Origin of the sequence: Bacillus paranthracis (assembly GCF_001883995.1) — a bacterium.
GTDB classification, from domain to species: domain Bacteria; phylum Bacillota; class Bacilli; order Bacillales; family Bacillaceae_G; genus Bacillus_A; species Bacillus_A paranthracis.
On record NZ_MACE01000013.1, the window covers coordinates 222,887 to 247,111 of the forward strand.

Annotated in this window: 24 protein-coding genes and 3 pseudogenes; 8 read left to right on the forward strand and 19 right to left on the reverse strand. The window is 33.8% G+C overall.

The window, feature by feature from the left end:
* Nucleotides 1-50: 50 nt before the first annotated feature.
* A complete protein-coding gene (locus BAQ46_RS05035) occupies nt 51-320 on the reverse strand; it encodes a hypothetical protein (RefSeq protein ID WP_061536410.1) in 270 nt (89 codons plus the stop codon).
* Between the two features lie 29 nt (nt 321-349).
* Here BAQ46_RS05035 and BAQ46_RS05040 point away from each other — a divergent pair, with 29 nt between their 5' ends.
* Nucleotides 350-1,141, forward strand: a complete 792-nt coding sequence (locus tag BAQ46_RS05040) for a hypothetical protein (RefSeq protein ID WP_025991664.1) — start codon at nt 350-352, stop codon at nt 1,139-1,141.
* A 43-nt stretch (nt 1,142-1,184) separates the two neighbouring features.
* Here the strand turns inward: BAQ46_RS05040 and BAQ46_RS05045 are convergent, their stop codons facing one another.
* Nucleotides 1,185-1,871 (reverse strand): MBL fold metallo-hydrolase, encoded by a 687-nt coding sequence (locus BAQ46_RS05045; protein WP_071741718.1) that lies wholly within the window; start codon nt 1,869-1,871, stop codon nt 1,185-1,187.
* Between the two features lie 131 nt (nt 1,872-2,002).
* Nucleotides 2,003-2,263 (reverse strand): hypothetical protein, encoded by a 261-nt coding sequence (locus BAQ46_RS05050; RefSeq protein ID WP_000513520.1) that lies wholly within the window; start codon nt 2,261-2,263, stop codon nt 2,003-2,005.
* 216 nt (nt 2,264-2,479) lie between these two features.
* Between BAQ46_RS05050 and BAQ46_RS31520 the strand changes: the two are divergent.
* Nucleotides 2,480-2,617 (forward strand): annotated as a pseudogene (locus tag BAQ46_RS31520) (SMI1/KNR4 family protein); the annotation flags it as partial.
* Between the two features lie 224 nt (nt 2,618-2,841).
* Nucleotides 2,842-3,170: pseudogene (locus tag BAQ46_RS05055) on the forward strand (YkvA family protein).
* Nucleotides 3,171-3,236: 66 nt separating this feature from the next.
* On the opposite strand, the gene tdcB reads toward BAQ46_RS05055, so the two are convergent.
* The 8 genes from tdcB to BAQ46_RS05095 all read right to left on the reverse strand — a co-directional run bounded on the left by tdcB (nt 3,237) and on the right by BAQ46_RS05095 (nt 10,685).
* Entirely contained in the window at nt 3,237-4,238 is a 1,002-nt protein-coding gene (tdcB, locus tag BAQ46_RS05060; protein WP_046197412.1) for a bifunctional threonine ammonia-lyase/L-serine ammonia-lyase TdcB, read from the reverse strand.
* A gap of 74 nt (nt 4,239-4,312) precedes the next feature.
* Nucleotides 4,313-5,896, reverse strand: a complete 1,584-nt coding sequence (locus tag BAQ46_RS05065) for an aminotransferase class V-fold PLP-dependent enzyme (protein ID WP_071741719.1) — start codon at nt 5,894-5,896, stop codon at nt 4,313-4,315.
* 70 nt (nt 5,897-5,966) lie between these two features.
* On the reverse strand, nt 5,967-6,515 hold the full coding sequence (gene plsY, locus BAQ46_RS05070; protein ID WP_000610858.1) for a glycerol-3-phosphate 1-O-acyltransferase PlsY: 549 nt from the start codon (nt 6,513-6,515) through the stop codon (nt 5,967-5,969).
* A gap of 132 nt (nt 6,516-6,647) precedes the next feature.
* Nucleotides 6,648-7,547, reverse strand: coding sequence for a BadF/BadG/BcrA/BcrD ATPase family protein (locus tag BAQ46_RS05075; protein WP_071741720.1), 900 nt, complete (start codon nt 7,545-7,547; stop codon nt 6,648-6,650).
* Between the two features lie 20 nt (nt 7,548-7,567).
* Complete coding sequence (gene anmK / locus BAQ46_RS05080) at nt 7,568-8,716, reverse strand: anhydro-N-acetylmuramic acid kinase AnmK (RefSeq protein WP_000275001.1); 1,149 nt, start codon at nt 8,714-8,716, stop codon at nt 7,568-7,570.
* Between the two features lie 22 nt (nt 8,717-8,738).
* Nucleotides 8,739-9,005 (reverse strand): hypothetical protein, encoded by a 267-nt coding sequence (locus BAQ46_RS05085; protein WP_001021954.1) that lies wholly within the window; start codon nt 9,003-9,005, stop codon nt 8,739-8,741.
* 79 nt (nt 9,006-9,084) lie between these two features.
* Entirely contained in the window at nt 9,085-10,368 is a 1,284-nt protein-coding gene (locus tag BAQ46_RS05090) for a PTS sugar transporter subunit IIC (protein ID WP_001032281.1), read from the reverse strand.
* Nucleotides 10,369-10,379: 11 nt separating this feature from the next.
* Nucleotides 10,380-10,685 carry a PTS sugar transporter subunit IIB gene (locus tag BAQ46_RS05095; RefSeq protein WP_000865887.1) on the reverse strand — a complete coding sequence of 102 codons (306 nt, stop codon included), beginning with the start codon at nt 10,683-10,685 and terminating at the stop codon, nt 10,380-10,382.
* Nucleotides 10,686-10,912: 227 nt separating this feature from the next.
* On the opposite strand from BAQ46_RS05095, the gene BAQ46_RS05100 reads away from it, so the two are divergent.
* Nucleotides 10,913-12,472, forward strand: a complete 1,560-nt coding sequence (locus BAQ46_RS05100) for a glycoside hydrolase family 10-like protein (protein ID WP_071741721.1) — start codon at nt 10,913-10,915, stop codon at nt 12,470-12,472.
* Nucleotides 12,473-12,526: 54 nt separating this feature from the next.
* On the opposite strand, the gene BAQ46_RS05105 is transcribed toward BAQ46_RS05100, so the two are convergent.
* The 3 genes from BAQ46_RS05105 to BAQ46_RS05115 form a co-directional block, all read right to left on the reverse strand.
* Nucleotides 12,527-13,360 (reverse strand): DUF3974 domain-containing protein, encoded by an 834-nt coding sequence (locus tag BAQ46_RS05105; RefSeq protein ID WP_000008365.1) that lies wholly within the window; start codon nt 13,358-13,360, stop codon nt 12,527-12,529.
* Between the two features lie 24 nt (nt 13,361-13,384).
* Nucleotides 13,385-14,497 carry a toxic anion resistance protein gene (locus BAQ46_RS05110; RefSeq protein WP_000137402.1) on the reverse strand — a complete coding sequence of 371 codons (1,113 nt, stop codon included), beginning with the start codon at nt 14,495-14,497 and terminating at the stop codon, nt 13,385-13,387.
* Nucleotides 14,498-14,810: 313 nt separating this feature from the next.
* Nucleotides 14,811-15,404, reverse strand: a complete 594-nt coding sequence (locus tag BAQ46_RS05115; protein ID WP_001997477.1) for an O-methyltransferase — start codon at nt 15,402-15,404, stop codon at nt 14,811-14,813.
* Between the two features lie 303 nt (nt 15,405-15,707).
* Here BAQ46_RS05115 and BAQ46_RS30590 point away from each other — a divergent pair, with 303 nt between their 5' ends.
* Entirely contained in the window at nt 15,708-15,866 is a 159-nt protein-coding gene (locus BAQ46_RS30590) for a hypothetical protein (RefSeq protein WP_001100984.1), read from the forward strand.
* 34 nt (nt 15,867-15,900) lie between these two features.
* Here the strand turns inward: BAQ46_RS30590 and BAQ46_RS05125 are convergent, their stop codons facing one another.
* The 3 genes from BAQ46_RS05125 to BAQ46_RS05135 all read right to left on the reverse strand — a co-directional run bounded on the left by BAQ46_RS05125 (nt 15,901) and on the right by BAQ46_RS05135 (nt 18,457).
* Complete coding sequence (locus tag BAQ46_RS05125) at nt 15,901-16,770, reverse strand: RNA polymerase sigma-70 factor (RefSeq protein ID WP_000447135.1); 870 nt, start codon at nt 16,768-16,770, stop codon at nt 15,901-15,903.
* Nucleotides 16,748-18,058: a phytoene desaturase family protein gene (locus tag BAQ46_RS05130; RefSeq protein WP_000712990.1), complete on the reverse strand. Its 1,311-nt coding sequence runs from the start codon at nt 18,056-18,058 to the stop codon at nt 16,748-16,750. The genes BAQ46_RS05125 and BAQ46_RS05130 overlap by 23 nt, the downstream gene beginning before the upstream one ends.
* 93 nt (nt 18,059-18,151) lie before the next feature.
* Nucleotides 18,152-18,457 carry a luciferase domain-containing protein gene (locus BAQ46_RS05135; RefSeq protein WP_071741722.1) on the reverse strand — a complete coding sequence of 102 codons (306 nt, stop codon included), beginning with the start codon at nt 18,455-18,457 and terminating at the stop codon, nt 18,152-18,154.
* Between the two features lie 204 nt (nt 18,458-18,661).
* On the opposite strand from BAQ46_RS05135, the pseudogene BAQ46_RS05140 reads away from it, so the two are divergent.
* A pseudogene (locus BAQ46_RS05140) lies at nt 18,662-20,039 on the forward strand (HD domain-containing protein).
* Nucleotides 20,040-20,218: 179 nt separating this feature from the next.
* Nucleotides 20,219-20,851: a cupin domain-containing protein gene (locus BAQ46_RS05145; protein WP_000097590.1), complete on the forward strand. Its 633-nt coding sequence runs from the start codon at nt 20,219-20,221 to the stop codon at nt 20,849-20,851.
* Between the two features lie 618 nt (nt 20,852-21,469).
* Here BAQ46_RS05145 and BAQ46_RS05150 read toward each other — a convergent pair.
* Nucleotides 21,470-22,747 carry an exosporium glycoprotein BclB-related protein gene (locus BAQ46_RS05150; RefSeq protein ID WP_071741723.1) on the reverse strand — a complete coding sequence of 426 codons (1,278 nt, stop codon included), beginning with the start codon at nt 22,745-22,747 and terminating at the stop codon, nt 21,470-21,472.
* 469 nt (nt 22,748-23,216) lie between these two features.
* On the opposite strand from BAQ46_RS05150, the gene BAQ46_RS05155 reads away from it, so the two are divergent.
* On the forward strand, nt 23,217-23,507 hold the full coding sequence (locus BAQ46_RS05155; RefSeq protein WP_001121647.1) for a DUF4183 domain-containing protein: 291 nt from the start codon (nt 23,217-23,219) through the stop codon (nt 23,505-23,507).
* A 61-nt stretch (nt 23,508-23,568) separates the two neighbouring features.
* Here the strand turns inward: BAQ46_RS05155 and BAQ46_RS05160 are convergent.
* A partial coding sequence (locus BAQ46_RS05160) for a DUF4183 domain-containing protein (RefSeq protein WP_131801176.1) occupies nt 23,569-24,225 on the reverse strand: 657 nt, incomplete at its 5' end.

A 24,225-nucleotide genomic window follows, 5' to 3' on the forward strand; every position in this document is an offset into this window, starting at 1 on the left:
AGCTTTCATTGTACCATTTGTTTCGCCAAATATGAAAAATAAAAAAATTCTTATCTTCTTTTTTTATATTCATTATGTACTAGTTGGACAAATTCTTTTTGTTTTATCTCAGAATTTATTAATGCTTTCATATTTGCAGAATTCAAAATGAACTTCTTAATTTTTCTATTACTCCAAATTAATTTTGTATACTTTGTATCTTCGTGTAGCTTTCGAAACCACTCAAATTCGCTTAATTTGGCAATATGATGTTTTAATTTCATGTCATTTTGAGGGAAAAATAAAATGATATCTGCTATTACATCAAATAATAAACTCATCTTCTCCCCTCCTGTACATATATATTTCAATGTTACGGAAATATAGTTATAGGGTGATAAAATTGACAACTACATTCATAAGGATCTTTTGCATATTTTACTTACTATATTTTCAATCCACCACAATTATAACGGCAAAATCTCAAACAGATGTAATCAGTGAATTCAAACATGCTTTGCTCAAAAATGATAAAGAATTAATGCAGTCATATGTAACAGAAGGAGTTAAACTACCTACTTTCCAAAAGGAAAAACCTATTCATGAAATTAAAACCGTACTATCTCCAAAAGAAGATACTACAATTCTTATTTCTTATTTCAAAGGCACTAATGATGAATTTACTATCGGTTTCATTTTGGAAATAGTAACAAAGAATAATAAAATATCTCGAATTAATCAAATTTATGATGGAACGAATCCATTTATGAAAGAAGCTACTATCGTAAAAGAATATGAAATGAAGTGTAAGAAACATATACTTACTCCTACAAAATTCCCGTTCGAAATTCACGAATTTCAAGGATACATCTATAACGATTACTTAAACCTCCAATACTACAATGAAGATATTAATGGGATTTTTAAAATCACTGTTTCACCAGTTCAAAACAAATTAAATTTCTATGTACATAGGGGCGCTAAGTTCTATAGCTTAAAAAATAATATAAAAGCATTATACAATCCTCATTTCGATTCAGCATATGAGCTCCTTTTTCAGAAAAATGGTTTTCAATACACAATTGCAATTGGTAACAAACGCTATATACAAGGAAAATATAACATCAAGGATTTAATTCAAATTGCAGAATCTATGAATTAAAAAACGATCTTTTCTATATAAGAAAGATCGGTTTTTTATTATTTTATATATTGAATTCCCCTCCATGATAGCAATAATACTTTACAGCTTTAAGGTCTTTAATCCTCTTTAAAGACTCTTCCGCTTTTTCTATATCTAAACAAAAATTCGGATTAGCTATTACTAATTCACCATTATCTTGAACGGCTGCATCTCCTGTAATTACACTGTGTAAGTCCGGAAAATATAATGAAATATGTCCCGAAGTATGTCCTGGGGTCGCTACTATTTGACATTCACCATTCAAAATTATTTGTCCATCATGTACTTTTTCATCGACGAAAATATGTCTTATATTTTTTAACTGTTGTATAAACCATTTACCAAATTCTTTTTCTTCATTTGGCATACGTTCTAACATTTCTTCTGCTTGAACTAATCTCTCTGATTCTATATCACCATTAATGTAGTTAGATTCAATTTCACTAGCAATAATATTAACTTGAGGATATTTCACTTTAAAATCATATAAAGATCCTATATGATCGTCATCATAATGAGTAATAATTATATTTTTTAAGTTTTTCATCTTGTATCCATGTTTTAAAATTGCCTCTTCAATTAAAGGTAAAAAATTCATATACCCTGTATCTACTAAAGTTAATTCATCGTTTACTATTATTAAACTTGGATAAATACATTGTTTTTGCTCGTTAAATTCGAAATTAATTGGTAGTTCTATTATCTTCATTTTTCTTCCCCCATACCACTTAATAAATGTTTAATAAAAACTAAATCATTTACATACATTTCGTTCAAATTTACGTTTAATGTGTACTTTCTATATAGCAAAGAAAAAAGCATCCGTTATGAATGCTTTCCTTATCTTACCTGTTCAACTACATAAATCAACTTTGGCCTATCCGAAACCTGATATGTATAGTCTTCATTTTTATGCATATATGTTTCTATCCTATTTATCACTTTAAACATTCTGTCTGAATTCGCACTGAACCGAGATACTGAATCACATAAAACTATTGACCCTTTCTTGTAAAAATTTACAATTTCATAAATATCTCGTTCTAAACAAACTTCTCCTACTTGCAAATCCTCTTTCGCTTCATAGTTATAAATTCCCATTCTCATTCCCCCAAAAAATTGTATTTTTTCTTACAACATCCCCTCGTTACATAAATAATACCACGATAAAATTCTAAAACTCAAACTCATCGGCTTCATCTGAGAAAATAAAAAAACATCACCGAAGTGACTACTTTCAAGAAGATGGGAGAAAAGAGAGGAAAAAATAATTCAAAACAAAGTAACACCTGAAATGCTAGATGAAGCAGCTAATCGATTAATAACAGAATCACATTAGAAGCCTATGAATCACCAGCGAGGAAAGGGGCTATTCAAGAATTACTAAATTTCTCATCAATAGATTATTTAGAAGTAATTCAACATTGTACGAATGCAGAGATTAATGTGAAAAATTAACTTTAATACGCATTACCACAAAACGTTATCTACGTAGTACCTTTACTTGGAACGAACATATACACTGTGAGTTGTTACATAACCAACATTCTATTATTTTGAACAGGTAATTCCCTATTTTTATTGAAATATACATTAAGAAAAACTATAAAATTGATTAGTCTCCCACTTCTTTGTCTATCCTTTTAAAAAATCTATTTTTTTGTAAAAGGAGTGTTTATATGGAGAAACAGAAACTTTGGAAAAAATTCAAGAAAAGCTCAGCAGATCTCGGTAAATCTAGCGTATATGAAAGTATTATTTTATATTACACAATGAGAAAAAAAGGTTACCTACTAAAGCGAAATTCATCATATTAGCCGCTCTATCCTATTACGTATTAACAATCGACTTTATTCCAGATATAGCTGCTATTATTGGGATTGGCTTATTAGATGATGTTTTGGCGATCGCTGTAGCTCATAAATACGTGATGCGCCATGCAGACGCCGAAATTCGAGAAAAGAGCAAAGTAAAAATGGAGTCATTATTTACTCCCGCACAAGCATAATGAAAGAGGAGCTAATATAATGTTACTTAGCTCCTCTTTTATTACACAATGTTTAAATGTACTATTTCATTTCACTTCATTCGCCACAAAAAATTGCTCACAAACACTCGAAATGCGCTGTAAGTCTACGTTCCCACCAGATATAACTGCTACTACTTTTTTCTCTTTAATATATGTATCCACTTTCCCTGCAAGTAGAGCAGCAGTAGCTAATGCGCCTGCACCTTCTACAACAGCTTTCCCGCGTTGTAATAAGTCTTTCATCGCTAATTCCAGCTCTTTTTCTGATACTGTTACAATATCATCTACTAATTCTTTTACAACTTCAAAAGTTAAATTGCCTGGTATTTTTACCGCGCAACCATCTGCTATCGTAGGTGCCTCATAATGTTCTATAATTGTACCTTTGTCATAAGATGCCTTCATCCCATGAACATTTTCTGCTTGGACACCAATTATATGAATCGACGGATTAAAAGATTTTAATGCAACAGCAATTCCAGAAATAATTCCTCCTCCACCAATTGGTACAATGACCGTATCAACATCCCACATATCATCAAGAATATCTAATCCTATTGTACCTTGACCAGCCATTACTTCTACATCGTCATATGGATGTAAGTATGTTTCACCTGTTTCTCTAATAATCTCCTCACATTTTGCCTTCGCATCATCAAAGGTTTCACCATGTAAAACCACTTCAGATCCATATCCTCTCGTTGCATCAACTTTCGCTTGAGGGGCAGAAATCGGCATTACAATTTTACTTTTAATACCGAGTAAATGAGCAGATAAAGCAATTCCTTGCGCATGATTACCAGCAGAACAAGCAATTACTCCTCTCTCTTTTTCTTGATCTGTCAGCTGTGACATTTTATTAAACGCACCACGGAATTTAAACGAACCTGTTAATTGCATATTTTCTAATTTCAAGTGAATTTCTCCACCTGTTTTACTAGTCAAATAAAATGATTTTACTAATGGAGTTTTACGAACATTTCTGTCCAAAATAGTTTGAGCTTTTTTAATATCGTCTATATGCAATGGTAGTTTTTTAGTTATCATACTAACACCTCTTCCAATGTTCTATTCCTAAGTTTTCGTAAGTCGCAGCTCCTTTATACGAAATGAAAAAGTCTTTATATATGTACCCCACTCTGTAATACATACATCTGCAAACAATTTAACATCCTCTTCATATCACGTTCTTTATAATGATTTAGGCATGCGATTTGGATCCAGTTATTCTTTTGTAAGTACGCTGATTCATAATGGACAATATATCCTTGTAATGCTAACGCATCACCGACCGCTTTAGAAGAAAGACCTTCATTTAATTGAATCGTAAGTATAATTGGTGCGGCATGTTCTTTAGGTGAAACAAGTTTTAGGCCTATACTAGTCATAGCTTCTTCCATATAATCATATGTCTCTTTAATTTTTACAAATGCTTTTTCATCTTCAAATCTCTTCAACGCTTCTTGCAATGCATAAATTAAATTCCATGAATGGGAATACGGAATACTTTCATTTTCTTCGTACATACCAATATCCATATAGGCTGGTAATGTCTCGTTTACTTTCACATTATGATTATGAAAAACGAAAGATAATCCAGTAAACGATTTAATTGCCTTTCCGCTCACGCCACTCGCAAAATATACATCCTTTAAATCTATCGGTATCGCTCCAATTGAGCTAATACAATCTACACATAGTTTCACTTTATACTTTTCACATAAAACATTTAGCTCGTCTAAATCATTTAACATTCCAGTTGATGTTTCGTGGTGAACAAACCAAAGCCATTCATAATGTCCAGCTCCCATTATTTTTTCCAATTCTGTATAAATAAACGGTTCTCCCATTTCTTTTTTATACGTATCAAAATGTAACTCTGCACGTGTTGCATGCCCGACTAATCTATTACCAAATTCCCCATTTGTTAATACGAGCCCCTTTCCTTTTAAAGAACGTAACTGTAAAGCAATGGCATCATTCGCTAATGTCCCTGTTCCTAACATGATTTGCACACGTTTTGCTTTTGTCATTTGAAGTAATCGTTTCTTTACATTATCCATCGTCACTTGAAATGACTTAGAACGGTGTGAAATAGGCTTAGTAGAAAATGCCTTTCGAACATTCTCTTCAATATCTACTGGGCCGGGTAAAAACGTATACTCTTTCGTCATAATTCCCCCAACACTCGACGCTTCAAACATAGCAGGGGTAACATACATAGGCTGGAATGCTGCTGCTTCTGTACCAACTAACGAATGGAAAGATTTGAATCCCATTTGCTCATATAAAGGTAGTTCACGTGTTGTTGCAGAAATGAGTGCCAATTCATATCCATTTAGAAGCAAATAACGATGTAAAAAGCGAATTAAACCTAATAACGCTCTTCCATTTCGATATTCACTTTCTACTGAAAGTAAACGAATTTCATATACGTTTTCTCCATGTTCTTGCAAATAAAAATCTAGATTTGAAATTTTATAATCTAACGAGAATGGTCGTTTTCCTCGCAACGCAACCATACCTACTAACTTATCGTCATCTAAACAAATTAAATATGTATTTTCTTCATGAAAACGATCTATACGAACACGATCTTTCGTTTCTTCATGTTGCGGAATTTCTTCTACAAATGTTTTATAATTCAATTTATGTATACTTTCAAATTCCCAAACTTGATCAGCAACTTTATAAATTAACCCCATGCCCTATCTCCTTTATCTATTTAATAAAAAATGATAAGTGGAGATTAACCCCACTTATTAAATGTTTATTTCATTCGCGATTTACATATAAAATAAGTACAATGATGAGTGCACTTAAAATAGTCGTAACAATTGAGTAAGAATACAAAATCATGCAAAGTGGTAAACAAGCAATTGTAATTAGTCCTGGCTTCGTAAATCCTTTAAAGATTAAATAAAATATAATGAAAACTGCAACGAGGGTAAGCGCTATCAAATAATCAAATGCGATTAGTCCTCCGATAAATGTTGAAATACCTTTACCGCCCTTACCTTTAAATAAAACTGGATAAATATGTCCAATTATTACAGCCAACAATGTTAGCATTACAAATGTAGAATCTTCAAAAAGGTATTTTGCAATAGAAACTACGATTGCCCCTTTGATCGCATCACCTAAAAATGTAGCGACGAAATACCCTTTTCCATACACACGGCCCATGTTTCTTGCACCAGGATTACCACTTCCTTCATCCCGAATATCAACGTTATGTCTCCATTTCGTTACTATATAAGCAGTCAATATGTTTCCAAATAAATAAGAAGCCACCAAATACAAAAATTGCATACTATTAATCATATAATCATTCACTTTCTACGTAGGAGTACTTATACAATATTCAAGAACAATGTATATTGTACGTTTCTATCCGCATCCCTTTATACATTTTAACATCATATATTTACAAATCATACAAAAATTCTCATACAGCTATTTTTTAAAATATATATTTTTCATTAAATAATATGTTCCTTTCACTGCTGATTGTGATTGTGATATAAATGTAACTTTTCCTATGCTTTTCTCACAGCATTTCTTAAATTCATCATATATTTCAGGAACGAAACGCAATATGCTGCCACTTACTGCAATGGAAGCTGATAAATCAAACTGCATCTTGTTATAAACATCTATTGTAATCCTTGCTAATTCCTTTCCAGCTTGCATCATAATTTCATGTGCAGCATCATTCCCATTTCTAGCTTCCCGAATAACTAATGGTGTGATTGCTGCAACTTTATCTTTTGCAGATCTATAAACTAGACTTTTTATATGAGACGATGTCAAAAGTTGAAACTCATCTTGAATTCTTAAGCTTAATGGACAAAGTGTAACTCCTTGATCCAATTGATTTACCATTCTCTTTAAAGCTTGTAATGCAATCCAATATCCGCTTCCTTCATCTCCTAAAATATGTCCCCATCCACCGCTATACTCATGTACTTCTCCTTTTCTCCCTAGACAAATCGCACCTGTGCCACCAATCGTTAAAATTCCATCCTTTCCTTCTAAAGCGGCTGCATGTGCTATCATTGCGTCATTAAAAACTTCAATTTGTATTCCATACTTCTTTTTTAGACGTAATGTTAATTCATTTATATTTGCTCCGCTTATACCTGCTAATCCTAAACAAATACAAACACAATGCTCTTTCACTACACTTATCTGGCAATGATCAATCGCTTCCATAATATGCACAAGAGCTTCTTCAAAATCTATTAATATGTTTCCAAATCCACTAGTAGCTCTTACAAGTTCATTTCCGTCTTTATCAAATGCAATTGCTTCTGTCTTCGTTCCCCCGCCATCTATTCCAATCATATACTTCATATACGTTCTCCTCATTTTCTTCATATTGAAGGGTACGTTACATTCCCTAAAACTACAGATTTCTTTGCACCTGTTGCACTCGGCACATTACTCGGATTACGATGATACGTTTCGTTTGCTAAAATGGCAAAGGCGATTGCTTCTTTCGCCTCTGAAGAATAGCCTATATCTTCTTGAATGAATATTGTACATTTTTCATCCTTCAATCCATACCGTATCATTTCAACAAGTGTGTTATTATAACTGCCGCCACCGCCTAAAATTACCTCATCAATTTCATAATACGGCAGAATAAACTCCTTATAATGATGAACAATTGAACTTGCTGTAAACATCGTGACAGTCGTTAATATATTTTCTTTACTATACTTTTCATACCGCTTCAATAACTGACTTACAAACTCTTCACCAAACTGTTCTCTACCTGTTGATTTCGGTGGATTCATTTTCAAAAATGAATGATTCATACAATATGTCAAAATTTCTTCTACAACTACCCCTTGTTTTGCAATGTTACCATTTTGATCATATGGCAACTGAAATAACCTTTGACATACTTCATCAATTATCATATTACCCGGACCAGTATCAAAAGCTATAACGTTCTGATCACTTTTTTGACTTGGTATTACGGTAACATTACCAATCCCGCCGATATTTTGTAGTAGTCTATTTTTAGTTGGATGACGATATAAAATAATCTCTGAATATGGTACAAGTGGTGCACCTTGTCCTCCTGCTGCCATGTCCATCGTTCGGAAATTTGAGATAACCGTCGTATTCGTGTCATATGCTATTACTGCAGGCTCCCCAATTTGTAATGTGGAAGCTATCATATTCCCTTCTGGCTTTGGCTGATGGTAAATCGTTTGTCCGTGAGAACCTATCAAATCTAATTGTTCCAAAGAAAAATTGGCCTCTTTACAAACTTCTTTTACAGCGTTGGCGAAACATAAACCTAACTTAAAATTTAAACTACATATGAGTTGGACATTTGAATTTTCTATTGATAATGCTTGTTGTATTTCACTTTTTATATCATTACGAAATGGAACTGTAGTAAAATGGATGAGTTCGACCTTAGACTCTACACCACTCCCTTCTATACGAACGAGCGCTACATCTATTCCATCTAATGAAGTACCGGACATTACCCCTGCAATATACATAACATGCATGACCTCCTATTTACTAAAAAACAATCATGTAAGTTACAAATGTACAACCGATCGAAAACAATATAAATCTAAAAAACAACTGAGCTTTCGATGCAAACGATCCATCAATGAAAGAAACAACTACAGTAAGCAAAATACTTGCCGCAATGCTTGTAACGAGCCATATACTATGCATTTGTGATAGATGTAGCATCCTTAATATAGGCACAAAAAGTAAATTCGCACATATCACTCCAAATAATAATAAAAATACACCTTTATAACTAAATTTTATATTCATTCCATTTCATCCTCTCTGGACTTCATGTGAAAGAAGTGATAGGCAAAATACCTATCACTCATAAATTAAAGCATAAAGATTATGGATTAACAGATTCGCCTTCACCATTCTTCTCAATTTCAAGCATATTTTTGTCGTACATTTTAAAGAATGGTAAATATATAAGGAACGATATTGCTATATTTATAAAAACTAATACTATTGCACGCCAATCTCCGCCTGTAGCTAAATACGCACCAATTGGAGCTGGTAATGTCCACGGTGGCATAATATGTGTTGGTGTTACAAATCCCATCGCAGTTGCTGAATATGCAACAGTTGCCGTTACAAGTGGTGTAATGATAAATGGGATAATTAAAATTGGATTTAGTACAATCGGTAATCCGAATATGACTGGCTCATTTATATTAAAAATACCCGGAACAATACAAGTTCTTGATAATGCTTTCGAATATTTTGATCGACCAAATACAATCATAGCTAATACAAGCCCTAATGTCGCACCAGAACCGCCAATCCATATAAACCATTGATATAACGGCTCTGGTGAAATAAATGGCAACTGATCTGCTCCACTAGCAACTGCTTCTCCATTTTTCCCTAGATATACTTCCCATAATGGCCGAGCAACAGTTCCAACAACCGACACACCATGGATTCCGAATGACCAAAAAAACGTAATTAAAAACACTGGAATCATTACACCGAAGTAACTATCGCCAGCTTTTACTAATGGTGCTGCTAGTTTATCAACAACATGGTGTAAATCAATGCTAAAAACGACAGTTACTAGACTCATAATAATAATAACGAATGCAGCAGGTATAAGTGCTTCAAACGAACGCGACACAGATGGCGGTACTTGTTCTGGCATTTTAATCATTACATTTTTCTTCTTACAAAACCTTAAAATCTCTACGGATAAAATAGAAACAATCATCGTCACGAATAATCCATGACCTCCAAGATTTGTCATCGGAAGCATAAATCCTTTTTTATCAATTAATTCAGGAGTTAATGTTAATAGCAGTGAACATACTGCTAGCTGAGCTCCCGATAAAGCATCTAATTTATAACTTTTCGCCAAATTATATCCTATTCCAAATGCTATATATAAAGACATAATAAACATCGTTAGGCGATATGGTATTAATATACTTGTTTGATTTTTTAATGCCCAAACGGATATGAAACTATCTTTCGGTAAAGGTGGAAATGCTACGATTAAAAAGAAACTTCCTACGATGATAAATGGTAATGCTGAAATCACTCCATCACGGATTGCTTGTAAATGTCTCTGTTCAGAAAGTCTTGCCATCGGTCCAGATAAGTTTTTATCGAGAAACGTGACAAACTTATTCATAACGGTTCCCCCTAACGAATTAAATCATTTACAGTCTTTAATAAAGTCGGTCCGCCAAGAGGTGTATATGCTTGCGGCGGTATAATACCGCACGGGATAGATTCCTCTTCTGCGAATTTTTTAACAGAATCAAATCGATGTCTAACTTGAGGTGCAACCATTACAACGTCCCAGCCATTCTTTACTTCTTCCTCTACCTCATTTGTTCCAATCGCATGCACTTCCATGTTCATACCCTTTTTCTCCGCCTCCTTTTTTAAAGCGTTTACAACAATTGCGCTGGACATTCCTCCAGAACAAACGAACAAAACCTTCATTTATGAATCCTCCTATACTTATAATTTATTCCCCTTCAAATGAAAGGAAGTTTCACTTTACTAACAAGCATATGAAGTAGTAAATGAATTTAGTTATAATGAAAGTAAATTTCAGTAAAAATATTTTTCCTATTAAATTAATGTTTCAATATTTATTTTTCTCAATTGTAAGAACAACCTCATCTCGGATATCATAATAGTTAACCACATAATAGGGAGGCGTATAAATGATTGTTAAACGTTTATTAATGATATGTTGTATCGTCATCTTTTTTATTCCTTTCACTTTCATTTCCCCTCACTCTACTTATGCTGAAGCTAATACTACGTATAAAAAACATGAATTACGTGCTGTATGGATCGCATCTGTTCTTAATATTGATTGGCCCTCAAAAACCGGCTTACCCATCGAAAATCAAAAACAAGAGTTTATTAAATTATTAGACGATGTTAAAAACACCGGTATGAATGCAGTCGTTGTACAAATCAAACCAACCGCTGATGCCTTTTATCCTTCAAATTACGGTCCTTGGTCTGAATACATTACGGGCACACAAGGAAAAGATCCTGGTTATGACCCACTCGCATTTATGGTCGATGAAGCACATAAAAGAAATATAGAATTCCACGCATGGATTAACCCATACCGAATAACGATGAATCACACTGATATAAATCGATTATCAAATAATCACCCTGCAAAACAACACCCCGATTGGATTGTACCTTATGGCGGGAAGTTATATTACAATCCCGGTATTCCGGAAGTGAAAAAATTTATAACTGAAGGTGCTTTAGAAATCGTGCAAAATTATGACATTGATGCGCTGCATATGGATGATTATTTTTATCCATATAAAGTAGCAGGTGAACAATTCCCCGATCAAAAAACGTACGAAACGTATAATAACGGTAGATTTACAAATATAGAGGATTGGCGACGTAACAATGTAAATGAACTTGTAAGAGATTTAAATACTGCTATTAAACAAGAAAAGTCATATGTAAAATTTGGCATTAGCCCATTTGGCGTATGGCGAAATATAGCTGATGATCCGACTGGCTCTAACACAACTGCCGGCCAAAGAAACTTTGATGATCTTTATGCTGATACACGTGAGTGGATACAAAAAGGTTACATTGACTACATCACACCGCAAATATATTGGAATATAGGTTTCACTCCTGCTGCGTATGACATATTAGTAGATTGGTGGGTAAAAGAAACAAATAATAAACCGATCCACCTATACATCGGTCAGGCGGCCTATAAAATTAATAATAATTCTGTCCCAGCTTGGTCTGATCCAGAAGAATACCCAAGACAAATTGAATTAAATCGGTTATATCCTGAAATAAAAGGTAGTATGCATTTTAGCTTGAAAGATATTAATAACAATCCACTAGGAATTAAAGATAGACTCTCAAAAGACATATATAAATATCCTGCATTAATCCCCTCTATGCCTTGGCTTGATCATGATCCACCAAAACAACCGACTTTAAAAGGTGCTATTCCAAGAGATGAAGGTATTGCTGTAGGTATCATTGATAATAGAGAGAATGATTCTGCTTATTACGCCATTTACCGCGCGAATGGAAAAAATGAAGTGGATATACAAAATCCGAAAAATTTACTTACTACTGTAAGAAAGACAAAGCCTGGAGAAGTTTATTTAGATAAAACCGTTAATTCTGGAGAAACATATACGTATGTAGTAACTGCAGTTGATCGATTGCATAATGAAAGTGTTGCTTCTAGTCATACTACCGTTAAAGCAAAATAACAACTAATAAAAAAACGCCTTAAAGCTAAGTATTATAGCTTTAAGGCGTCTTTTTTATTTATTCTTAAACTTCTCAGTCGCTGCTCTCATCTTCACATTCAAATCGTGATCAATCGAGTCGCGAATGTCCCTCTCTACTACTTCCATTTCTTTTTGGAAATTTTGTAAGTAGACTTTCAATTCTTCTTCTTTTTCAGGACGTTGTGATGGTGGTAATTGCACCACTAAAGATAACATCGCTATTAAATCTTTCATTAAGAACGTTTCAAGTTTATGTTGTTGTTCAAACATACGTTGCTCTTGATAGTACGGCAGTGCATTTAATACTGAAATTGTAATATCATCAACTGTTTTTTGTAATGAAGGATTTATTGAACGCTTATACGCTTGAATTGTATTTAATGCATCTGGATATCGATCATAAAAATACAATTTATAAAACGATAAATCTGTCGGTTTTACTGTTTGCTGCGTTTCTTGTCTTAAAAAATCTTTCACTTTTATCGCAGCTACATCAATATCTTCATTTGTAAGTTTTTTCGTTGTTTTTGCCATTACATGTACTTTTTTCTGTTTTTCTTTCGGTAACATTGAGAATACTTGCTCTCTCGTACGTTGGCTCGATGCACAGAAAAGAGTGTTTAATGTATGTTGCTCTTTTTTTCCTTCCGTGCGAATCCAGCGATAAAAGAGTGGATGTTGTGTAAATTCTTGTAGAAACGGTAATGATTTATTCGATAACTTTTCTAAAGAATCGTGTGCTCTTTTATATGGCTTCGTCCATGAAAAATACAGTTTTCGTCCGAAATATACGACTAAAACAACGACCGTAAATGCGATTAAAAGCAATGTACCGAGTAATAATAGTACGGTTTGAATGAAACTCATTTTTTCACCTCCTCTAAAAGTCTGCTATTTTCTTGGGCGCTGAATGAGCTTTTGTTTCATTTCATCATTAAATGTGTCTAGTTCAATAACAAACTTCTTACTTGACTCGATAATACGTTCTGATGATTTCTCAGAAGCTTCAATCGCAGCAAATACATTTTGGAATGATTCGCGTAATTTATCCATGCTAATTGCAGGATTTTCAAGAAGTTTTGTTGTTTCTTCTGTATTTTGTTTTAATGCCTGAGAATTACTTAATACCATAGACTCAATTGCTTCATTTGTTGCATTCACTGCATCAATTGTTTTACGCTGATTTGTTAATGCTAACTGGATAGCAGCAGAAACTGTTACAACGTTTTGCGTCATCGTAATTGCATTACGAATTGCCTCTGTTAACTTTTCATTATTTTTCTTAATAATGTCTACTGATGCGATAGATTGTAATAACACACTTTTCGCTTGTTGCATATTGCGCGTACGTACGAGTATCTTTTCTAATGCATCATTAATTAATGGAATATCCCTTTGACGTTCTGGATTTTGTTTCTCAGCTTCCAGCATGCCAGCAAGTTTTTTCCCTAAGTATACTTGCTTATCAAGCGCGTGAATTTTATCGTGTGATTGTTCCTTAAGCATCTCTAGGCCAACAGTATCTTCTTGTAAGTTGTCACGGCCAATTAGAAGCGATCTTATAATCTCCTCAATTTGCTTATCTATAGATTGGTATTTATGCACGTATGTTTCAAGTGGATTTTTCTTGAATACTTTAAACATAATTTTCTTCATGCCACTTGCTTTTAATGAGTTCGGATCAAGCTCTGATACTACTTTACGTAATTCTAACAATGTATTCGGGATTTCTTCATTTTTCCCGTTCATCATCGCTGTGACAGGACGTTTTAATGCTGATAACGTTTGTCCTGCTGCTTGTTGTTCTTTATCCCCTAAATCTCCTAGCTGAGACAATACTTTCGATAAATCTGTATTTTGCTCGCTATTTAATTTTTGTACATAAAGATCGGCTTCTTTATTTAATTCATCAAGTTCTTCATCTTTTATAACTGTATCAACTACTACTTCTACATTATTATCTTTCACAATTGATACGGGTTCTTTTTTCTCGAGTTCAGTCAACAAAATCGCTCCTTTATTTATATGTGCGAATTTATGTGCACTATATTTCATCTAATATATTGTATTTCATGTGCAAACAGCCTATATGAAATCAATTTTCAAGAAATACCTGCTTATGCAGTCATTCCCTGTTTCTTACTATAAGTATACCTGTAAACAACATAATTTTCCTCAGACTTAAGACCTAGAGACCGACATGCTGAAGGCGGATTCTTCGTATGTTACGTATATAAATTACGACCTTCCCATCCTACTGTACTCAATCTTTTGACATACACCCTTTTTCAATGTGATAATTATATTGCGTTCAATCCTATTGCTTCTTACGCGCTACAAATGCACCATTTTGAAATGCCAATAACACTGTTTCAAACATTTTATCTTCTTCAATCATTTTTATAAACTCAGCTAATTCACTCGCATGAGAAGTAGCATTATCGACAACAAGAAGACCTTGTGGTTGTAAAATGCGTTTTATATGTTCAAGCCACCACATGTATTGCGTACGCTCTGAATCTAGGAAAATAAAATCAAATGAATGATCTAGTTGTGAATCTAAAAATGCCCCTGCTTCTTGATTGTGAACATCAATCCTTTGCAACAAGTTTGCCTTTTCAAAATTGACAAGTGCCTCTCCAACTCGTTCTGAAGAAAGCTCCACAGTTGTTACATTTCCATTTGTTTCTTCTACCGCATTAGCTAACCACAATGTAGAATAACCATTAGAAGTTCCAATTTCTAAAATGTTTATTGCGCTACACCCTTTTACTAAAATTGATAAAAATTGCCCCATCTCACGAGAAATATTCCGTAATTTTTCTTCCCGTGTTTTTTTATTTCGATCATGCTCTTCTCCATATTGTTCAAGTTGAAATAATAATGAATTTAATGTATCCATTTTTTTCATCGCCTTTCTAAAGCAATATGATGAAAAAGCTCTTGTTGCTCGTCTACTTTCATTATATGCGAAACAAAAACCTTTTTCTCGTTATATGACAAAGATTTATAATTTTTTATAGCATATTGTTTCGTTTTTTGGTAAAGTTAATTTCTACGTGCAATTATTCCATTCATACTATTTTTAATTCAATTGCAGTTGTTAAATCATATAAACCCCATTTAAATGAATCGGTATTTCAAATTCAATTAAGCGCCCTTTCCGGACGCATTTTCTTTGTTTATATATTTCTAGAAGAAAGGATGCTTACAAATGAACGTGATTAGCTTAGATGCTGCTCGAAAACGAAAGCAGCACAAAAAATTAATGATTACTATACCGATTATTACACGTATTTATGAAGAAGACGGGGAAATTAAATTTGAGGTAGCTGGCGAAAAAGATGTACCTCTTGAAATGTTAGAAAAATAATAAAAAGACGCACTTCTAAAGAAATGCGTCTTTTTTATACTATTCTATTTAAGTGCATAAGTTTTTCAGGATTAACCATCATATAAATATTTGAGATTTTCTCATTCTCAAATGTGAATGAAAGTACATAAGTCACTTTGTTTTTCACTTTAACAATAACACCTGGGGCACCATTTACTATCTTATAATCAACATTGTACGCTGATGGGAACTTACTTCTAATTCCAGAGAATAAACGAATAATTCTATCTGCAGAATAGATTGGATGAATCGCAGTTGTAACTTTACCACCACCATCTGCTTTCAATATCGCATCTGTTTTTAATACTTCTAACATACCTTGCGCATCACCACATTGTAGTGATGATACAAACTTTTCAACATAATCAGCCATTTTCTTCGTACTTAATGTTGATTGCTTCGGCTTATCCAATATACTATTTCGTGCCCGTTGAAAGATCTTTCTACAGTTCACACTACTCTTATCAACAATTGAAGCTATTTCTTCGTATTCATAACTGAAAACCTCTCTTAATATGAAAACAATCCTTTCTACCTCAGACAGTTGTTGTAAAAGTAATAAATATGCTGTGGAAAGGGATTCTTTCATAACAAATGACTCTGATGGCTCATTACTTTCTTCTACAAGTGGCTCTGGTAACCACATCCCTACGTACACGTTACGTTTATGCGCTGCCGAACGTAATTTATCAATTGAACGATTTGTCGCCATCTTACACAAATATGCTTTCATATTTTCTATAGACTGAAGATCCTCTATATTATTTAACGAGATAAATACATCCTGAACGATATCCTCAGCATCCATAACACTCCCAAGGATTCTATATGCTAACGAAAATAATAATGGTTGATACGCTTCATATAATTGCTCCGTTTCCATGATGAACTCCCTCACTTTCTAATTGCTTTAAAATGTGTAACGCTGCACGTTTTCCACTTGCTACTGCAGCATCAGCTAATATTTCATCATGCCCAGTCCAATCACCTGCAACGTAAACACCTGGCATTTCAGGGATATTAGGACCTGATTTTTCAACTCGGTTTATATGAGGAAAATCATATACTACTGTTATTTTCGGTAAATATTGTTGCGCAACAACTTCTCTTTTCCAATTTGGATGTAGCAAATCCATTGTACTTTCTAACTGTTCTTTATCTTCATGAGTATGTTTCATCTCTAGTACAGGATTATGGTACTTAATTAAACTCACTGCAATTGATCCATCATCACTTAATTTAGCTGCTCTTGATTGATTCGTGAAAAATATAGGCTGATCTAACCCTAACGCAAATTGATGTGTCGGATTAGGTAATCGTCTCAAACCAATATCTAATGCAGCAACAGTAACCGGTACCGATTGTTCACTCCATCTATACAAACTTGTTCCTTCCACACCTTTAATTATGTTACAAGCTTCTTTCGGTGGAGTCGTCACAATGACTGTACCTACTTCAAATACCTCATCATCAAAACAATATATTCTTTGTTTATCTTCGTAATGCTCTATTTCCAAAACATGCTTTTTATCCAAAAATTGCACCCCGGCATGATTCGCAATGTCTCTTAATTTTGTTATTATCGTCTCCCAGCCACCATCTACATAAAATACCCCATCTTTTATCGAAAGCTGTATTTGCTTTAGTACAGATGATGCTAATTGTATTGTAGGAGCAAACGTATATGTTGTTGTTCGGCATAGCGCATAAAATATATTGCGAACCATTGGATCTTTTATTTCATTTTCTGCCCATGTAGTTAGGCTCACTTTTTGAACTTTTCTTACATCTAAATTCCCTAAACGAATCATAAGACGTGAGAATTGTACTTTTGCAGACCACGAAAGTAGTGGTGTTGATAAAATTGAACGGAAATCTGTTGGTATGGTGAAAATATCCCCTTTCCATATTCCATGTGCTTTTGTAGATGGAATTCCACCCGGTAGATTCATACCGAGCTCATTAAAAGTTAAAAATGCGGCTCCTCCTCTATATAAGGCGTGTGCACCAAGATTCATACAGATCCCATTTTTATTAATAGTCATCCCTCGACCACCAAAGCGATTGGACTTTTCTAAAACAATCACTTTTCTTCCAGCTTTCGCTAAATATATAGACGCTGTTAATCCAGCAAGGCCACCACCAACAATTGCTACATCAAATTTCTTCATAATAAAATCCCTCCTTATCGTTCTACATACAAGACGAACGATTAAGGAGGGATGTGACATGAAAATATATTTTTACTCATCTATTTTATTACATTATTTTTTTATTCGGTCATATTGCATACGAAATAACTCAATTGCAAATGGTATATCCTCTTCACTCTTTATATAATAACTGATCCATCCTGATTCAGGTAATACGTGATGTGGTTTGACCAATCCTTGGTTTACTAATTCATCCCGCTTTAACTTTGGAAATGGTAAATCGACTAACTTATCTCCATGCAGATGACCAAGTTCTTTCTTACCGTAATTTATTTCAATGCCGCCAAATCGATGCGGTTTTTCAGAAACACCCGCCCAGCTGAGCGCTTCATTTCTAATCATTTCACTAAATGACATGAACCTTCACCCCTTATTAATGATTGATGTAATATTAAATTAACACGTTCTTTACTTTTTTCCATCAATCCAAAGTATGAATGGATATACGAATATAGTTTCATCTCAACACCTTTATTTTTTACATAATTAAAATAATTTCAAAGGGGATTTATTCTATTATATAGAATTACTATTAAAAATAATTTTAAGGGACGGATTTATATGAGCGAGGTATTATTACAAAAGGCAAATTATCTACAATCTAATGAATTAAAACTCTTGAAAAAAGCTATATATTTTGCAGAGCAAGCACATGATGGACAATACCGTCAAACTGGAGAACCATATATTATTCATCCTTTCGCAATTACAGAAATACTGCTAAATTATAAAGCTGACATTACAACATTGATTGCTGCCTTATTACACGATGTTGTAGAAGATACCGAATATTCTCTAGAAGAAATCGAATCACATTTCGGTGCGACTATTCGATATATTGTAAATGGATTAACAAAAGGGAAAAAACAACAAGATCAAAACAAAGTATTATACGAAGCAATTAATTTTAAAAAATTACTATTATCCTCTCAACATGATATACGTGTTGGCATTATTAAAGTTATAGATCGCCTTCATAATATAAAAACTTTGAATGTTAAAAAACCCGCGAAACAAGTAGCATATGCGAATGAAACATTAACACTTTTTGCGCCACTTGCAAAGCGACTAGGATTATATACAATCCAGAAAATCTTGCTTTTCAATATTTACATAAAGAAAGATATAGCAAGGTACTTAAATTCTTAACGGGATATGTTCCACATCTTCAAAAAATAGAACTGATTTAAGAAGAGCAATTCATTCTTTTTATGATACTAACCTTTCATTTGAAATAAACTATGAGTTCCCTCCGATTTATACTGCTTACTCACAATTACAAGAAATACAAAACGTATCAGAGGTTTCACAAATTTGTATTACAACTACAAGTGTACTAGATTGCTATAAAATTCTTGGAATGATACATCAATTATACAATCCAACTATCAACTATTTCGAAGACAACATAGCACTTGAAAATAGCTATTTTAATAACAATTTAAAAACTAAAGTCAATATGAATAATACTGAACAAACAATTATCATTCAAACACAATTAGCAAAAACATTAAAAGATAACGGCATTTTTTCTTTATTAACTAATAGAACTGCAAATATCCAATCCATATCTTATAAAATAATGAATGATACAATTGTGCATAACAATTTATTAACTACAGATCCAATTGCGTTCCACAATCTAGTATCGTACGAACTATTTGAAAATACCATAACGGCTTATACTTCAGATTTACAACCTATTTATTTACCAGATGGTGCTACAATTATTGATTTTACTTTCTCTGCATTTCCAAAAATTGCACATAACATGAAAAATGCAAAAGTAAACGGTATACCTGTTCCACTTAAAACAAAGGTATCCCATTTTGACGTCATAGAAATCTACTTTGATTTAAAACAAAACTTGGTATTAGATTGGCTCAATTATGCCAATACCGCTAAAGCACAATTAATTATTCAGCAAAAACTATCATAAAAAATAGACCAATGCTTCTTATAAAAAGTATTGGTCTGTTTTTTATGATACGAAATACACCCCATATTCTTTATGGAATAAGCAAATTTAATAAGATACCAACAACTGCACACAACCAACAATAGACACATATCCTAATTTTGTAACCTTACTTACTAATAGAAAGGCAGGTAATACAATTGAGTTCCAATATCGACTACACTTCCCCCTCAATTAATTTCACTTATGATTTAAATAAAAGTAATTTTTTTCAGAAAGATGCTCAAAACTATATAAACGTACTTGGCGAGAAACAATTAAATACGTTAGAAAACACTTCTTTATTAGATATCTATTTAAGTACAGGAAATGTTGTAGAGCCGCACATACATCAAAATGCAGCTGAACTTGTTTACTGCATTTCAGGCTCTGCAGTTGTTTCTTTACTTAATCCTTTTACAAATCAAATATTAAACTTACCAATAAAACCGGGGCAAGTTGCCAACATTCCACAAGCGTGGTGGCATTATGAAATTGCTACAGCAGATAACACTCATTTATTAGCAATCTTCGACGCACCAACACCAGAAGTTATTTTTGGTTCTGACATGTTAAGATTAACTCCCACTAATATAATGGCCCATACTTACTGTCTCGATGAGCAACAATGGAAACAAGCGGTATCCCCTATTCAATCCACTACAGTAATCGGTCCTCCAGCAAATTGTAATCAGAACCGCGGAACGATACCCCCTGCAACTCATCCTCCTAATCCACAACAAAATTTATATTACCAAGATTCATATTATTTTCCTCTTTACTGGGGATATTAATTTATATTATGAAAGGACAATTATTTATCTCCTCGGAAAATACGTAGGAGATTTTTTTATTATATACCCATTCCTATTTATTATCGTAACAATTAATAGAATAGCTACATATAATAGTTATATATTTAATTGGAGGTGATAGTACTATGAGTAATTATAACTATCGAAAAAACTACTCTCATAATAAAAATAGTAGTTCATCAACATCCTCTCAGTCTTCGAATTCTCAATCTTCCAATTCCCAATCACAAAGAGACTTAGCCAATCAAGGCTATGTAAAGAAAAAAGGATGTAACTGTAATAAAAACAAATAGTTGATTACTAATTTGTACAATAACATTTTAACACTCACGATAAATAAATTACTTCCCTTTTATTTAAAAGATGAATTCTGTTTTTAATAGAATTCATCTTTTTTATTTATAGATAATTTTTCAAATCATATCACTTATTCCATAAACAATAGATTATAAATCATTAATTTTGATTTTTTTAACAAAGAGTACTTTCTCAATTGATTTATCACCTATCTTTCCATAAAATATAGCCCACCCTAATAAAATTAGGATGGGCTATATACAAACGCCAATTCAAATTTCAAACAGGCGTTGTAACAAACTAGACGATATTTATACCTGCACTTACAAATCCAGCTACTGCAGCTATTGGACTTGCTGCTGTTAATGAAACGTATAGTAGTATTTTATCTCCTGCAGCTACTGGGATAGCTTCAGGTATAATACCTGATGCTGTAGAACCAATTGCGATTGCAGCAAATGCTGGTGTTAATAATAGAGGTGCACCCTGTACTGTAAACGTATTACTTGCTGCAGGTGCAGTTAATATTTGTATCTGCACTTGAACAGGTGATAATGGAGATAATGCAGCTGTTGCACTAAAGAAACCTGCTAATGACGTAATAACACCTGCGCGTGGTGCTACAAATGCATAATCACCTACACCCAACGCTAATGTGATACTAGTTCCACCTGTTAAAGCTATACCAGGCTGACTAAATCCAAATCCAAGAAGAGTTCCTGTATTTGCTACTAATGCGTTAACTAACGCAGCTGGTGTTGTACCCGAAGCGAATGGAATAATAGCTCCGCCACCAGTTGCTCCAGTTGCTCCAGTTGCTCCAGTTAGGCCTGTTGCTCCTGTCGGGCCTGTTGCTCCTGCTAGACCTGTTGCTCCTGTCGGGCCTGTTGCTCCTGTTAGACCTGTTGCTCCTGCTAGACCTGTTGCTCCCGTTGGGCCTGTTGCTCCTGTTAAACCTGTTGCACCACCAGTACCTGCTGGACCCGTCGCTCCTGTTGGACCTGTTGGACCTGTTGGACCTGTCGCTCCTGTTGGACCTGTTGCTCCTCCTCCTGGACCCGTTGGACCTGTTGGACCTGTTGCTCCTCCTCCTGGACCTGTTGGACCTGTTGGACCTGTTGCTCCTCCTCCTGGAGTAGCACCAATTAGTTGAACTAATAAGTTTAATAGAAGTTGTAAGCTTGCAGGATCAAGAATTAAAGAGAAGAAGAATGGTGCAAGAGCACTGAAGAATTGTTGTAATAAAGAAAGTAATTGACTTAGATTTGGATTAGGGGATTGAAGTAAGTTAATAATACTTTGAATTAATTGTTTTAAGAAATTTCCTTCTGGAGAAGGTGCTAATTCATTTAGCAAGTTCAATAGCTGAGTAAACAAATTGAGTAAAGCTAATCTGTTTGCATCACTTGGATTTGCAAAAAACGCTGCAATAGCCGCAATTAAAGAGTTTAGTAAAGTTATTAATCTTCCTAATTGTTCGCTAGTAATTGGAACTGTTTGTGGATTGTTACAACAATCTGGTGTGAAAACAATCGGATTATTGCAGTTGTTATGACCAAAACAATCATTATGTTTCATTTATTTCCTCCTTACCTTTCTTTTATTTGAGTATTTTCCTATTATAAGAACTATAAAATTGTGCATAGATTTAATTCACTTAAAATAGGAAACATGAATAATAATTAAACTTTAAAACGTTATTTAATTATGTTCATGACTCACATATTAATTATATGTTTTTAATAATTGACTGCTTAGATTAAACACCTAAACTTAAAAGTTTATTTTATTTTTCCACGTTTATCTCTTAGGTTTAAAAGCACATTTTAATTTAAATATTAAAACTAAGCATTAGCATATAACCAATAACTTACAAATAATAAGTAATAACACCACCTTTTCAAATAAATAACAATAATATCTTTACTTAAATTATGTTCCTTCTATTATCATAAAGCCGTTTCTATTATCAAAAACTCTCATACAATATAGTGGACAAGTTATTGTATACTTCGTTCCAAAAAACAATATAGGGAGTGAGAATTAATTGCCAATTATTCAACCATTTATGGCATCTAGAAGATTTACATCTACATTAGGAGCTGGTACAGGAACAGGTGCAGCTTTTGCAATTGCTGCTACAGCTTGTTTAAACGATGCTGGCACTACTGCAACTGCTTTTCCGACTTTTACGTATTACAACTTATATGTAAACGGCATTCTTCAACCTAGTGTGAACTCCAGTGTTACTACTGGACCTACTGGTGCTATTACAATTCCTGGCGGAGATGCATTAGACGGTGGAATTCCAATTACAATCGAATTTATCGTCACTTAGTTTTAACTATTTTAATGTAGAGCAAAAAGACAGATCCTTCTTATTTAAGAATCTGTCTTTTTTAATTAATAATGATAAATTGTAAAATAATTGAAGAACCTTGTGATGGTGGTTGATTATCTAATAAAGTTAGCTGGCCAGTACTAACCTGATATAATGGCTGTGGTTGAAGTATTCCATTAATAAACAAATTAATGTACGAAACCTCATCAGGAGATAATATGTGAGTTGTACCATATTGAGCTAGCCCATCTGAATCTGTATATGTAAGTTTTTCTCCATCTGAAAAAGTGTAAAATAATAAATTAGTTGTTGTTATGGGGCCAATAACGCCAGTTGGACCTGTTGTTCCTGTTACTCCCGTTGATCCTGTTACTCCTGTTGCCCCTGTTACTCCTGTTGCCCCTGTTGCTCCCGTTGTTCCTGTTGTCCCTGTTACTCCTGTTGCTCCTGTTGGACCTGTTACTCCTGTTGCTCCTGTTGTCCCTGTTACTCCTGTTGCTCCCGTTGTTCCTGTTGATCCTGTTGTTCCCGTTGTTCCCGTTGCTCCCGTTGCCCCTGTTGCTCCCGTTGTTCCCGTTGTTCCTGTTGTTCCTGTTGCTCCCGTTGTTCCCATTGCTCCTGTTGCTCCCGTTGACCCTGTTGATCCTGTTGTTCCCGTTGTTCCTGTTGCTCCTGTTGCTCCTGTTGTTCCTGTTGCTCCTGTTGCTCCTGTTGC